At 69.6% G+C, this 14,483-nt stretch carries 12 protein-coding genes; all 12 read left to right on the forward strand.

Going from position 1 to position 14,483, the window contains the following annotated elements; genetic code table 11:
• The first annotated feature begins 5 nt into the window (after positions 1 to 5).
• The 12 genes from cpaB to RVX_RS12750 all read left to right on the forward strand — a co-directional run bounded on the left by cpaB (position 6) and on the right by RVX_RS12750 (position 14,396).
• Entirely contained in the window at positions 6 to 830 is an 825-nt protein-coding gene (cpaB, locus tag RVX_RS12695) for a Flp pilus assembly protein CpaB (RefSeq protein WP_116306216.1), read from the forward strand.
• Positions 827 to 2,308, forward strand: coding sequence for a type II and III secretion system protein family protein (locus tag RVX_RS12700; protein ID WP_116306218.1), 1,482 nt, complete (start codon positions 827 to 829; stop codon positions 2,306 to 2,308). Before cpaB ends, RVX_RS12700 begins: the two co-directional genes overlap by 4 nt.
• Positions 2,305 to 2,616 (forward strand): hypothetical protein, encoded by a 312-nt coding sequence (locus RVX_RS12705; protein WP_116306220.1) that lies wholly within the window; start codon positions 2,305 to 2,307, stop codon positions 2,614 to 2,616. The genes RVX_RS12700 and RVX_RS12705 overlap by 4 nt, the downstream gene beginning before the upstream one ends.
• 12 nt (positions 2,617 to 2,628) lie before the next feature.
• Positions 2,629 to 4,083, forward strand: a complete 1,455-nt coding sequence (locus RVX_RS12710) for a MinD/ParA family protein (protein ID WP_116306222.1) — start codon at positions 2,629 to 2,631, stop codon at positions 4,081 to 4,083.
• A gap of 494 nt (positions 4,084 to 4,577) precedes the next feature.
• The gene (locus RVX_RS12715) at positions 4,578 to 5,924 is read left to right on the forward strand and encodes a CpaF family protein (RefSeq protein WP_230404672.1); all 1,347 of its coding nucleotides are present in this window, start codon (positions 4,578 to 4,580) and stop codon (positions 5,922 to 5,924) included.
• Between the two features lie 18 nt (positions 5,925 to 5,942).
• Positions 5,943 to 6,908, forward strand: coding sequence for a type II secretion system F family protein (locus RVX_RS12720; RefSeq protein WP_116306226.1), 966 nt, complete (start codon positions 5,943 to 5,945; stop codon positions 6,906 to 6,908).
• 10 nt (positions 6,909 to 6,918) lie between these two features.
• Positions 6,919 to 7,899: a type II secretion system F family protein gene (locus RVX_RS12725; RefSeq protein WP_116306228.1), complete on the forward strand. Its 981-nt coding sequence runs from the start codon at positions 6,919 to 6,921 to the stop codon at positions 7,897 to 7,899.
• A gap of 73 nt (positions 7,900 to 7,972) precedes the next feature.
• Positions 7,973 to 9,145, forward strand: a complete 1,173-nt coding sequence (locus RVX_RS12730; protein ID WP_116306614.1) for a tetratricopeptide repeat protein — start codon at positions 7,973 to 7,975, stop codon at positions 9,143 to 9,145.
• Positions 9,146 to 9,244: 99 nt separating this feature from the next.
• Entirely contained in the window at positions 9,245 to 9,703 is a 459-nt protein-coding gene (locus RVX_RS12735) for a TadE/TadG family type IV pilus assembly protein (RefSeq protein ID WP_007526870.1), read from the forward strand.
• Between the two features lie 64 nt (positions 9,704 to 9,767).
• Entirely contained in the window at positions 9,768 to 10,988 is a 1,221-nt protein-coding gene (locus RVX_RS12740) for a pilus assembly protein TadG-related protein (RefSeq protein WP_116306230.1), read from the forward strand.
• Between the two features lie 19 nt (positions 10,989 to 11,007).
• On the forward strand, positions 11,008 to 11,496 hold the full coding sequence (locus tag RVX_RS12745; protein WP_116306232.1) for a TadE/TadG family type IV pilus assembly protein: 489 nt from the start codon (positions 11,008 to 11,010) through the stop codon (positions 11,494 to 11,496).
• Between the two features lie 242 nt (positions 11,497 to 11,738).
• Entirely contained in the window at positions 11,739 to 14,396 is a 2,658-nt protein-coding gene (locus tag RVX_RS12750) for a response regulator (RefSeq protein ID WP_230404618.1), read from the forward strand.
• Positions 14,397 to 14,483 lie beyond the last annotated feature (87 nt).

The following is a 14,483-nucleotide window of genomic DNA, read 5'->3' on the forward strand; positions in this document are numbered from 1 at the left end:
CCGCCATGCGCGCTTCCTCACTCATCCAGATTTCCCTTGCGCTGGTGCTGGCCCTGGTGGCCGGCGTGCTGGTGTTCCGCTTCATGCAGGTGAACCGCGCCGCCGCCCCCCAGGTGGCCGCCCCCGAGCAGGTTGAACTGGTGGTGGCCGCCGCCGATGTGCCGCGCGGCGCCAAGCTGAAGACCGAGCAACTGAAGCTCGCCCCCTTCCTGAAGGCCAGCGCGCCCTCCGGCGGCTTCGGCAAGGACGCCATGCCCGTGGGCCGCGTGCTCTCCGCCCCGGTGGCCGCAGGGGAGCCCATCACCGAAGCCCGCCTGCTGCAGGACGGCGAGGCGCACGGCGGCGTCAGCACGCTGATCGCCCCGGGCATGCGCGCCGTGGCCGTGAAGGGCAACAAGGTCCTGGGCCTTTCCGGGTTCATCCGCCCCGGCAACCACGTGGACGTGCTGGTGACCATCGACGACGAAACCCGCGAGAAGTCCAAGTCGCGCACCAAGCTGGTGCTCGAGAACGTGCGGGTGCTGGCCACCGGCAACGAACTGAAGCAGGAGGGCGACGACACCTCCACCTCGTCGGTGGACGTGTACACGCTCGAAATTACCCCCCAGCAGGCCGAGCCGCTGGCCCTTGCCGCCTCGCGCGGCGAACTGCATTTCGCCCTGCGCAACCCCGCGGACGACACCAAGGTGCTCACCCCCGGCACCGACGTGCCCGGCACCCTGGCCCTGCTCACCAGCACCCCCGAGGGCAAGCCGGTGCGCAAGACCCGCGAGACCACGGTGGAAATGATCTCCGGCACCGAACGTTCAACGCTGAGGTTCGAACAATGAGCCGCCCCGCATCCCCCACCCGCGCGGCGGCCCCCGCCGGTCCCGCCCTTCTGGCCGTCCTGCTGCTGGCGCTTCTGCTGGCCACGGCGCAGGCAGCCCTGGCCGATGCCCCGCCCCAGGCCGTGCCGCTGGCCGTGGGCAAGTCCATGGTGGTGCGCACCGCGCAGCCCGCGGCCCGGGTTTCCGTGGCCGACGAAGGCATAGCGGGCGTGGTCGTGCTGTCCCCGCAGCAGGTCTACATCACCGGCAAGAAGCCGGGCGGCACCACCCTCACCCTGTGGAACGCGGCCGGGGCCATCACCCAGGTCTACGACATCCAGGTCACCCCGGACCTGGCCCAGCTGAAGGAAATGCTGCACCGGGTGCTGCCCGACGAAAAGGACATCATGGTCATGGCCGTGGGTGAATCCATCACCCTGGCCGGCACCGTGCGCAGCAGCGCCGGCATGACCACCGCCCTGGACATGGCCAGGCTGTACGCCCCGGACAAGGTGACCAACCTCATGCAGGTGGGCGGCGTGCACCAGGTGATGCTGGAAGTGAAGGTGGCCGAGATGCGCAAGACGGTGCTGGAGCGCCTGGGCATCGACCTCACCTACGCCTGGAACAACGATTTCGCCTTCACCATGCTCAGCCAGCTGTTCACCCTGGACAGCCAGAAAGGCGTGGTGGACGTGGGTCCCAGCGCGGCCATACCCAGTTCCAACGTCAACGGCATGTTCCGCATCACCTCGGGCCAGGTGAACCTGATGGGCTTCCTGGACGTGCTGAAGCAGAACGGCCTGGTCAAGGTGCTGGCAGAACCGACCCTGATCTGCCGCAGCGGCGAGAACGCCGACTTCCTGGCCGGGGGCGAGATACCCATCCCCGTGCCGCAGGGCCTGGGCACCGTGGCCATCGAGTACAAGAAGTACGGCGTGACCCTGGGCTTCACCCCCACGGTGGTCTCGGACAAGCTGATCAGCATGCGCGTAAGCCCCGAAGTGTCGGAGCTGGACTACGCCAACGTCATCGAAATCAACGGGTTCACCATTCCCGCCATCTCCACCCGGCGCGCCGCCACCACCGTGGAGTTGGCCGACGGCCAGAGCTTTGCCGTGGCGGGCCTGCTGCGCGACGAAGTGCGCGAGAACATCAAGAAGTACCCGGTGCTGGGCGACGTGCCCCTGCTGGGCACGCTGTTCCGTTCCAGCAACTGGCAGAAGAACGAGACGGAACTGGTCATCATCGTCACCCCGCGCCTGGCCAAGCCGCTGGACGGCGCCACGGCCAAGCTGCCCACCGACGGCTTTCGCGAGCCCTCGGAATTCGAATTCTTCCTGCAGGGCAAGATGGAGGGCGAGGCCCCGGCCATCACCGCCCCCGCCGCCTACACCCCGGCTCGCAGCCCGGCCGATGCCCCCTCGGGCATGGAAGGCGAGTTCGGACACGTGCTTCCCGGTTACGGATCCGGCCACGCGCAAGGGAGCAAGCCATGATCGCCGCACGCATCCGCACCTCACGTACCGCCATCCTGCTTCCGGCCCTGCTGCTGGCCGCGTGCATGGCCCTTGCGGGCTGCGCCGGGCCCTCCAGGGAATCTCCCATTTCCGAATGGAAGGTCGAGCAGGGCGAGGCATTTCGCGCCCAGCGCGATGCCCAGACCCTGAACCCCGGCCCGGCGGATGACGACCCCGTGGTGGGCCTGGACGGCCGCGTGGCCGAGCGCGCCATGAAAACCATGCGCGAAGGCGAAAAGAAGCCCGACGACAGCAACGCCGTCCGCCTCAAGATCGGCACGAAATAGCAAGAGGCCGCCATGAGCATCACCCATCCCGTCTGCCTCGTCACCAAGCGCCTCGCCACGCGCGAGGAACTCACCCGCGTCCTCGCCCGGCAGGATGGCTTTCGCCTCGTGACCCCCGGTGAAGCCGACGACCTCGGTCTGGTCATTCTGGAACTGGGCGACGACCTGGAGGACGACTTCGAGTCCATCGCCTCGCTGGTGTCCGACCCGCGCGTGGGCGAAGTGTTCGTGACCTCGCGCCAGAAGGACCCGGACCTGATCATCCGCGCCATGCGCGCGGGGGTCAGCGAGTTTCTGTCCCAGCCGTTCCGCTCGGACGAAGTGCTTGCCGCGCTGGAAGGCTACGCCCGCCGCCGCCGCACCGCCCGCGCGGCAAGCCCGGCGGCAAGCATCGCCCCCGCCGTCGGCGGCCGGATCATCCATGTCATGGGCGCCAAGGGCGGCGTGGGGGCCACCACCGTGGCCGTCAACCTGGCCGTGCTGGCCGCGCGCGCCCTGTCCGGCAAGGCCCCCGAGACCGACGGCAAGAAGGCGGGCAAGGGATTGGCCAAACTGAACGGGCGCAACGCCAATGCCGCGCGCGACGTGCAGGCCATGGGCGGCCTGGCCCTGGCCACCGGCGCTCCGGCTCCGGCCCCCGCCACACAGCCCCTGGCAGCCCTGATGGACATGCGCCTGCCCCAGGGCGACGTGCCGCTGTTTCTGGACATGGAATATTCCCGCACCTGGGCCGACGGCGCGCGCAACCTGGGCCGCCTGGACGCCACCTTCCTGCGCAGCCTGGCCGAACGGCACGCCAGCGGCCTTGAGGTGTACGCCTCGCCCGACGCGGGCGACGACCTGAACGCCATCAGCCCCCGCGCGGTGAAGGCCGTGCTCGACCTCGCCCGCGCGCAGTACGCCGTCACCGTGGTGGACGGCGGCCCCTACGCCGACGAACTGGCCCTGGTATCCATGCAGGAGGCGGAAACCATCCTGCTGGTCACCGACCTGGCCCTGCCCGCGCTGGCCGGGGCCCGCCGCCTGCTGGACGACGTGGCCGCCGTCGCGCCTTCCGTGGCAGCGCGCATCCAACTGGTGGTCAACCGCATGTCGGCCCAGGCCGGGGTGGACCTGACCGAGGCCGAGCGCCTGCTGGAACGCAAGGTCTTCGCCACCGTGGGCGACGACTACGGCGCGGCCGTTGCCGCCATCAACCAGGGCGTGCCCCTGTGCGAGGCCGCGCCCCGCTCGGTGGCCGCCCGCTCGCTGGCCAAGCTGGCCGAACGCCTGGCCCCTGCCGCCCCAGCCTCCGGCAACGGCGGCGCGGCCCCCGGCATGAAGGCGGGCGGCCTGTTCGCCCGGCTGCTGCACCGCAAGGGCGACGACACGCACGAACCCAATCGGCGCGGCATGGAACGCGGCCCGGAACGTGACCGGGACGGTCTGCTGCCGCACGGCGCACTGCTGCAGGGCGCAAGGGGATAGCCATGAGACTGGCCGAACGACTGATGCGCACCACGCGGCGGCAGCCCGCCCCCGCGCTGGCCCCCGAATCCATGGGGCCGGATGCCGCCGCGCCGACGCACGACGACGCCTACGGCCACGTCCAGCGTGAACTGCACGACCTTGGCCGCAACACCCCTGAGCCGCAGGGGGCGCACGCCCCGCGCCTGGGGGCCTCGGGCCTGAATTCCCTCAGCCATCTGACCGATGTTTCCGCCGCCTCCGCCACATCCGGCATGGCCGCCCCGCTGACCGATGACGCCGACCTCGCCGGACAGGCCATTCCGCGTGTGCCGCTGAACGACGCCACCCTGTTTCACGCACCGCGTCCCCAGGCCGCCTCCGTACCGGCTGCCGAGCCCTCGCCCGTGTCCGCCCCGGAATCTCGCGTGGAATTCCGCGCCGAGCCCCCGGCGGAAGCCCAGGCCGCAGAAGCCCAGCCCTCCCAGTCCTCCCAGCCTGGCAAGTCCCGCCCCATGGCCCGGCCCGCCGCCCGGCCCGCCAGCGCGGAGCAGGTGTGCGACGTGACCACCCTGACCCTGCACGGCGACCACTACTACGAAATCCGCGCCCGCCTGCAGGACCGCCTGCTGGAGATGATGGACCTCGCCGCCGCCGAATCGCTGCCGCCCGACAGGCTGGCCGCCGAAATTTCGCGCCTGGTGGAAAAGCTGCTGCGCGAGGAATTCCGGCAGGCCCCGCTCAACGCGCAGGAACAGCGCCAGCTGGTAGAGGACATCCGCGACGAGGTCATGGGCCTTGGCCCGCTGGAACCCCTGCTGCGCGACCCCACGGTCAACGACATCCTCGTGAACAACTACCGCATGGTCTACGTGGAACGGCGCGGCAAGCTGATCCGGGTCAACACCCGCTTCCTGGACGACGACCACCTGCGCAAGATCATCGACCGCATCGTGGCCCGCATCGGCCGCCGCGTGGACGAAGCCTCGCCCATGGTGGACGCCCGCCTGGCCGACGGTTCGCGCGTCAACGCCATCATCCCTCCGCTGGCCCTGGACGGCCCCAGCCTGTCCATCCGCCGCTTTTCCAAGGACCCGCTGGAACTGGAAGACCTGATCCGCTTCGGCGCGCTCACCCCCGAAATGGGCGAGGTGCTGCGCGGCATCGTCAAGGCCCGGCTGAACATCATCGTCTCGGGCGGCACCGGCTCTGGCAAGACCACCATGCTCAACTGCCTGTCGCGCTTCGTGCCGCACGACGAACGCATCGTGACCATCGAGGACGCGGCGGAACTGCAACTCAAGCAGGACCACGTGGTGCGGCTGGAAACCCGGCCCGCCAACATCGAAGGCCACGGGCAGGTCACCGCACGCGACCTGGTCAAGAACTGCCTGCGCATGCGGCCCGACCGCATCATCGTGGGCGAAGTGCGCAGCGGCGAAGTGCTGGACATGCTGCAGGCCATGAACACCGGCCACGACGGCTCGCTGACCACCATCCACGCCAACACCCCCCGCGACTGCCTGATGCGCCTCGAAACCATGGTGGCCATGGCCGGGCTGAACATCGGCACCCTGTCGCTGAAGCGGTACATCGCGTCGGCGGTGGACGTGATCATCCAGGTCTCGCGCCTGTCCGACGGCTCGCGCAAGATGACCAGCCTTTCGGAAATCACCGGCATGGAAGGCGACGCCATCACCATGCAGGACATCTTCACCTTCGAGCAGACCGGCGTGGACGAGAACGGCAAGGTGCAGGGGCGGTTCCGCTCCGGCGGCATCCGGCCGCGCTTCGCCCCGCGCCTGGCCGCCATGGGCATAGAGCTTGGCGGCGCGCTGTTCGACCCGGACCTGGCCCAGTAGGGCAGGAAGGATTTCGCCATGATGCTCGTCATCGCCGTGCTCTCGGTCATCGCCATGTTCGTGTTCGTCATGGGCGTGCTGGACCTGGCCTACGGCCGCCGCCGCGCCACGGCGCAGCGGGTGGGACGGCGCATGGAGCATCTGCTGCGCGCCAAGGACGGGCAGGAACGGGTGGACCTGGAACGCCGCCGCACCCTGTCCGACGTGGACTGGCTGCACCGCCTGCTGGCCGCCCAATCGTGGACCAAGAAGATGGACCTCGCGCTGGAGCAGGCGCAGGTGCGGGCCACCCTGGGCGTGCTGCTGCTGGCGTCCGTGCTGGGCGCGGCCGCGAGCTTTCTGGTCATGTACCTGCTGGTCGGCAACCTGTTCCTGCTGGTGATGCCCCCGCTGGCCCTGGGCTACGCGCCCTTCCTGTGGGTGCAGCGCAAGCGCAACGCCCGCATGGGCCGCTTCCAGCGCCAGTTGCCCGACGCGCTGGACCTCATCGCCCGCGCGCTGAAGGCGGGCCACGCCTTCAACCAGGGCATGCGCATGGTGGCCGACGAATTCGCCGACCCCATCGGCCCGGAATTCCAGAAGACCCTGGACGAAATCAACTTCGGCATCCCGGCCGACGCCGCCCTGTACAACCTCACCCACCGGGTGGATTGCCCGGACCTGAAGTTCTTCGTGGTGTCGGTGAACATCCAGCGCGAGACGGGCGGCAACCTGGCCGAAATCGTCACCAGCATCGCCCGGCTGATCCGCGAGCGCTTCAAACTGGCGGGCCGGGTGCGCGTGCTTTCGGCCGAAGGCCGCCTGACCGCGTGGATCCTGTTCGTGCTGCCCTTCGGCATCGGGTTCATCATCAACCTGCTGAACCCAGACTTCATGAGCGCGCTGTACGCCACGCCCGAAGGCAACATGCTGCTCACCGGATCGCTGTTCCAGATGGCCATCGGCGGCATAGCGCTGAAGCGCATGACCACCATCCGGGTATAGGGGAATCGCCATGCAGTTCGACGAATCCATGATCCCCCTGCTGGCCGCCGTGCTGGCTTCCGGCGCGGTGCTGCTGGTCGCGCAGGCCCTGCGCGACGTGTTCGGCAGTCGCCAGCGGGTGCAGCGCATGCACACCCGCCTTGCCCGGCATGCCGTTGGCGCCCGCGCCGTGGCCGCGGCCGCCCCGGCCCTGCCCGATTCCCCGCTGGCAGCCCTGAAGGGCGCGCTGAACACGGTGGCCGAACGGCTGGGCCAGAAGGTGGTGCAGGGCGGCGACGAGGAACTGAACGAAGCGGGCATGTCGCTGGTGCGAGCGGGCTTTCGCAACCGCCGCGCCCCGCTGGTGTTCTGGGGCGTGAAGGCCGGGCTGACCGTCGGCGGGCTGCTGCTGGGCCTCATCGTCCGCCTGCTGGCGGGCGACAACATCCCCCTCGGCATGGTGGCGCTGCTGTTCATCTGCCCGGCGGTGGTGGGCCTGTACGCGCCCAACGTGTGGCTTTCGCAGCGCATCAAGGCCCGCAGGCTGGACATCACCAACTCGCTGCCCGACGCGCTGGACCTGCTTGTGGTCTGTGTGGAGGCGGGCATGGGCCTGGACCAGGCCTTCTCCCGCGTGGCGCGAGAAATGATGGCCACCAACCCGGTGCTGGCCGAGGAACTGAACCTGGTCATCCTGGAACTGCGCGCGGGCAAGTCGCGCGCCGAAGCCCTGAAGAACCTGGCCGCGCGCGTGGCGCTGGAAGACGTGAACAGCCTGGTCACGCTCATCGTGCAGGCGGATGCCTTCGGCACCAGCATTTCCAGCACGCTGCGGGTCTATTCCGACACCATGCGCACCACGCGCTTCCAACGGGCCGAGGAAATCGCCGCCAAGATGCCGGTGAAACTGCTGTTCCCTCTGGTGTTCTGCATTCTTCCGGCCCTGTTCGTGACCATCATGGGGCCCGCGTTCATCAAGCTGATGCAGGTCTTCGCGCAGATGGGGCAATGATTGCAGCGAACGAAATCCCCAGCCGGGGCAGGAAGTAAACATCTCCCGGTTTGCAAACATGAAGGAAAACGCCATGACCGCCCGCACCGCCACCCGTCCCGCCCTCGCCCTGCTGGCGCTCTGCGCCCTGCTGCTTGCCGGTTGCGGCGCGCAGCAGCCCACCAGGGGCTCGAACCTTTCGCTGATGGAACGCTACCACAGCGGCAAGGACCTGCTGCACGACGGCGAAGGGGTAAAGCCCACCCCGCAGGGCGATGCCATGAACGCTCAAGAGCACCTGCAACGCGGCATGGCCTTCCTTTCCCAGAACCGGTCGGAACTGGCCTTCGAGCAGTTCAGCCGCGCCTGCCAGCTTGATCCCAAGCTGGCCGAGGCCCGCTACCAGCGCGGGGCGCTGCTGCTGGCGCGGGGCGTCACCGCCGAGGCAAGGCCCGACATCGACGCCGCTCTGGCCCTGGCCCCGGCCAACGCCCGCGCATGGGAAACGGCGGGCATGCTCAGCTTTGCCGAGGGCAACTTCACCGAGGCCGGGGAACGCTTCGAACGGGCGCTGGTGCTGGAACCGCGCCTGGCGGGGGCGGCCAGCCACCTGGGGGCCATCCACAACTATCAGGGGCAGCCGGACAAGGCCCTGACCCTGTTCCTGCGCGCGCTGGAGCAGATGCCCCGCTCGGGCGAACTGCACAACAACACCGGCATCGCGCAGGCCATGCTGGGCAACGACGCCGCCGCCGTGGACCACTTCCGCGCGGCCATCACCTACGGCGCGCCCGGCAGCCGGGTATGGAACAACATGGGCCTCTCGCTGTGCCGTCTGGGCCGCTACGACGAGGCCTACGAAGCCTTCCGCAACGCCGGGGGCGAGGCCGCCGCGCACAACAACCTGGGCGTGTACCTTTCGCAGCAGGGCGAACACACCCTGGCGCTGTACCACCTGCAGCGCGCGCTGGAAGTGGAGCCGCGCTACTACGCCCGCGCCGCGGAAAACCTGAAGCGCGCCCGCCTGGCCGCGCGCATCGCGCAGGGGCAGGGCCCGGCGTCCACCAGCGCCGCCCCGCTGCCCATGGCCGGTCCCGCGCCCGGACCCAGCGGCGCGCCGGGCGCGAAGGGCGCCAAGGGCGTCGGTCCCGTGCAGGGCGCGCCCGGGGTGGCCACGCCGGTGACGCTGCCCCCGGCATCCACGCCGCTGAAGGCCCGCGCCACCCCGGCCGCCGTGCGCGAAGGCGAACTGCGCGACGGCAACTAGCCGCCGCACGAAATTTGGGGCGCACCGCGCCCGCCATTGTCCGTTGGGGGCACCGCTGATGGATTCGCCGGGGGGCGACCCATCGCAAGGAGTGAAACCATGTTCGAAACACGCACCATCCCGCCACCGGCCCCGCCCGGCGAGGCGCGCAGGGGGCTGCGCCGCCTTCCGCCCGCGCGGGCGCTGGCCCAGCGCGGCCTTGCCGCCCTGGAAGTGGCCCTGATGCTGCCGGTCATCGCCGCGCTGCTCTACGTGCTGGTGGAGGGAGGCAACACCATCCGCGCCTACTCCGCCCTGACCGAGGCCAGCCGCGCGGGCGCGCGCCACGTGGTCATGAACGACGACGTGGCGGGCGTGCAGAACTTCGTCCGCTCGCTGGCCACCACGCTTGATCCCAACGCCCTGACGGCCACCGCCGTCAAGGACACCGGCAAGCAGATGGTCACGGTGACCGTGCAGTACGCCTACAAGTCGGTATTCACGAGCAATCCCTACAACGGAGACCCCCATGACGCGCTCATCACGTTTTCCGCAAGCACCAGCATGCCCACGCCGTAACGCGGCCCGGCCTGCCGGTTTTCGCGCCCGCGCGCGCGGCCTGTGGCGTGGCACGCGGGGTTCCATGGCCATGCTGATGGCCGTGCTGCTGCCCGTGGTGCTGGGCCTTGCCGGCCTTGGCATCGATTCGGGCATGCTCTACCTCGCGCACAACCGCCTGCAATCCGCCGTGGACGCGGCGGCCCTGGCGGGCAGTCTGCAACTTCCCTACGACCCGCAACTGGACAAGGGGCTGGTACAGGCCGCCGTGAATGAATACATGGCCGCCAACTATCCCACCGCCCAGTTGAAGGGCGTCACCCCCGGCACCGAAGAACGCAGTGTCACCGTGAAGGCCGAGGCCACCGTGCCCACCATCTTCATGGGGGCGCTGGGCATCGGCTCCACCACGGTGCGCGCCCAGGCCACGGCCGGGTACAACAACCTGGAAGTGGTCTTCGTCATCGACAACACCGGCTCCATGAAGGGTACGGCCATCCAGCAGGCCAACGCGGCCGCCACCCAGCTTGCCGAACTGATCATGCCCGAGGGCATGGAAACGTCGGTCAAGGTGGGGCTGGTGCCGTTCCGGGGCAAGGTGCACATTCCCGCCAACGTGGACGGCCTGGCCGACGGCTGCCGCAACGCCGACGGCACCCTCGCTCCCTCGTGGATTCTCGAGGAATACAAGCTGTCCAAGTACCGCTACCCCACGGGCTCGTCGCTCAACGTGCCCAAGAACACCTGCGACAGCATCCCCCGCGTGCAGGCCCTGACCGGCAACCGCGCCACCATCGTCAACGCCATAGCCGAGCAGGACGCCCTGGGCGACGCCTCTGGCACCGTCATCTCGGAAGGCATCAAGTGGGGACGCCACGTGCTCACCCCCGAGGCCCCGTTCACCGAAGGATCGTCCAACAAGGACATGCGCAAGGTGATGATCGTGCTCACCGATGGCGATACGGAAGACGGCAAGTGCGGCGGCAACTACGCCGTCAGCTACACGCCCAACGCCTACTGGACCAACGCCTACTACGGCATGTTCGACATGACCACCCACTGCGAGAACGGCGGCAAGCTGAACGCCGCCATGCTGAACGAAGCGCAGATCGCCAAGGACAAGGGCATCGAGATCTTCGCCATCCGCTACGGCGATTCCGACACCACGGACATCAGCCTGATGAAGGCCATCGCCTCCAGCAAGTCGGGCACGGACGACCACTACTACAACGCCCCCTCGGCCTACGACCTCGAGGAGATCTTCAAGAAGATCGGTCGGCAGCTTGGCTGGCGGCTGCTGCGCTAGCGCGGCAAGGAGGACTACCATGCGCGCACGCCGCATATCGCAATACCGCCCGTGGCGCGATGAAGCCGGGGCCAGCGCCCTAGAGGTGGCGTTCATCCTGCCCGTGCTGCTGGCCATGCTCTTCGGCCTGGTGGAATTCGGCTACAACCTCTTCGCCCGCTCCACGGTGGAAAAGGCGGCGCAGGTGGGGGTGCGCTTCGCCGTCACCGGCGAAGGCTTCGACACCGGCAACCGCGTGGCGCTCATCAAGGACGCGGCCCGTCCGCTGACCCAGGTGCTTTCCGGCTCCACGGGCACGGGCGTGACCATCCAGGTGCGCAGCTACCCCAACGGCACCAGCGGCGCCGCCACCGAGGACAGCGGCGGCGACCCCTGCCAGACCGTGGAGGTGCAGGTGGACTACCGCTACGCCCCGCTGACGCCGCTGGTGGGCTCCCTGCTGCCGCCGGAGATCACCGTTACCGGGCGCGAACGCATGGTCAACGAACCCTGGGCCGTCTGCAAATGATGCCGCGCCTGGGGCTTTCGCTGCACTGCGCGCCCGAGGCGCACGACGCCGTGGCCGGTACCGGATGTCCCGGATGTCCCGGGGCTTCCGGCTGGCCCGGCGAACCCGGCTGGCCCGTGCCAACGGGCCAGCCGGGATATCCGGGACATCATGAACCGGCGGAACCGGTGGCGCGACCTGCCGCACCTTCCGCGCCGGGGCCACGCGGACCGGCGCACGACGGGCCACCCCGGTTTGCGGGCGTGGCCCGTTCTGCTATCATGGGCCGCACGGCGGACGCCTTGGGCGACGCCCTGTGCGCCCTGCCGCCGGAGTGGCCAGCCGCCATCGTGCGCCCGATGCAGTCGGGGCAGTCCACGCGATCGGCGCCCGCCACTCTCCGCCACCATCCCGCCAGCCCCAGGGAAGCCATGTCCGCATCTCCTCCCCCCGCTTCCTCCACCTCGGCCGAACCGCTCCTGGCGGGGCCGCGCCCCGCGCGCCTCAGCCTGCTCATCGTCTCCGAGTGGGAGGAATTCGCCCGCGCGCTGGTGGCTCGTCTCACGGCCTGCGGCCTCGAGCCCTCGTACATGCTGGCCGAGACGCCGCCTGAACTTTCGCGCCTGATTACCGAAGAGCCGTGGGACATGGTGGTGGCCGAATCCGAGGCCCCCGGCATGACCTGGCAGGAAGTGCTGATGCTGGTGCGTTCCGTGCGCGAGGACGTGCCCTTCGTGCTCGTCACCCCCGCGCCCGATGAGGCCATGGCCGTGGACGCCGTGCGCGAAGGCGCGGACGAGGTGCTCTGCGCCGACGACTGGCATCTGGGACCGGCCTTCATGCGCCTGGTGCGCGAGGCGGAGCGGCGGCGCACCCTGTCCGTGCACTGGCGCGAGATAAACCGCGACGCCCGCCAGTGGCGCGGCATGGTGGAAAGCACCGTGCTCGGCATCTTCCGCTGCCGCCCCTGGGGCGAACTGATGAGCGCCAACCCCGCCTTTGCCGCAATCTTCGGCTACCCCTCCACGGACGCGCTGTTCGCGGCCATCCGGGCGGGCCTGGCCCGCGACCGGAGCGCCGGCACGGCGGACGCCGGGGCCGGGCCTGACGACGCGGCCGGGCCTGACGGCACGGACGGCCCTAACGGTGCGGACGGCTACCTGCCGGGCGGCTTTCTGGACCGCGCCACCCTGGACCGCATGCTGAACATGCTGCGGGACGAGGGCGAAGTGCGCGACTTCGAGACCAGGGCGCGCAGGGCCGACGGCTCCATGTTCTGGATTGCGGTGAACGCCCGCGTGCAGCGCGGCGGCACCGGCGAAATTTCCGGCATCGAAGGCACGGTGGAGGACATCGACCGCCGCAAGGCCGTGGAGAACATGATCATCCGCGCCAAGCAGGAGTGGGAGAAAACCTTCGACAGCGTGCCCGACGTGATCATGATCATGGACGCCGGGCAACGCGTGCGGCGCAGCAACATGGCCCTGGGCAGGCTGCTGGGCCTGCACCCAAAGGACATGGTGGGCCGCCACTGCAACGAGGTGCTGGGGGCGGGCGTGCTGTCCGACGACGTGTGCGCGGCCATCCGCGCCATGCCCTGGGGCGAAAGCCGCACCGAGGAACTGTACCTGCCGAACCTTGGCGGGCACTTTCTGGTCACCCTGTCGCCCTTCCTCACCGACGGGCAGTACGACGGCGAATCGGACCGCACCGGGGCCGCGCCCGGCTCGGTGCTGGTGGCCCATGACATCAGCAGCCGCAAGCAGCTGGAAGCCCGCCTGCGCCAGGCCCAGAAGATGGAGGCCATCGGCACGCTGGCCGGGGGCATCGCCCACGATTTCAACAACATCCTTGGCGTGATGATGGGCTACACCGAGATGAGCCTGGACCAGACGGAAGAGGGCGACGCCCAGCATCGCCGCCTGTCCGAGGTGCTGGCCGCCGGACGCCGCGCGCGCGACCTGATCCGCCAGATCCTCACCTTCAGCAGGCAGGAGGAACCCTCGCGCCTGCCGCTGCCGCCGCTGTCGCCCATCAAGGAAACGGTGCGGCTGTTGCGCGCCACCTTGCCCGCCAACGTGGACATCCGGCTGGACCTGGCCGATACCGGCCCCCTGCTGGCCAACCTGAGCCAGTTGCAGCAGGTGATCATGAACCTGTGCGGCAACGCGGCCCACGCCATGAAGGAACACGGCGGCGTGCTGCACCTTTCGCTGGACGCGGTGGAACTGGACGAGGACGAGGCCGCCGCCCGTTCGCTGCCCGCGCCCGGCGGCTATGCCCGGCTGCGCGTGCGCGACACGGGCCACGGCATTCCCGCCGACATTCTGGAAAGCATCTTCGACCCGTTCTTCACCACCAAGAAGCCGGACGAAGGCACCGGCATGGGGCTTGCGCTGGTGCACGGCATCGTCACCGCCCACGGCGGGGCCGTGGCGGTGCAGTCCACCGTGGGGGTGGGCACGGAATTCGAGGTGCTGTTGCCGCTGGCCCCGCAGCCGGGCGAAGAGGCCGCGCCAGGGCCGGATTCCGCCCACAGCGGCAGCGGCGCGGCGCTGGTGGTGGACGACGAGGCCCCGCTGGCGGCCATCATGGGGGCCATGCTGGAAAAACTGGGCTACCGGGCCGTGGTGACGGCGAACCCTCTGGACGCCCTGGAACGCTTTCGCGCCGACCCGGCAAGCTGGCGGCTGCTGGTGACCGACCAGACCATGCCCGGCATGACCGGCACCGAACTGACCCGGCAGGTGCGCGCCCTGCGGCCCGACCTGCCGGTGGTGCTGTGTTCCGGCTTCAGCGAGGGGCTGGGGCGCGACGCGGCCCAGGAGGCCGGGGTGTCGGTGATGCTGGCGAAACCGCTGCTACGCGCCGACCTTGCCGCCGCCCTGTCCGAACTGGGGCTGGAGAACGGGAAGAAGTAGCCCGGCCTGTCGGCAATTCCTCCGTGCGCCGTGCGCGGCAAACATCAAACGGGCCTTTCCGGAACACCGGCAAGGCCCGTCGCTCTT

Origin of the sequence: Nitratidesulfovibrio sp. HK-II, assembly GCF_003402415.2 — a bacterium.
Classification (GTDB): Bacteria; Desulfobacterota; Desulfovibrionia; order Desulfovibrionales; family Desulfovibrionaceae; genus Cupidesulfovibrio.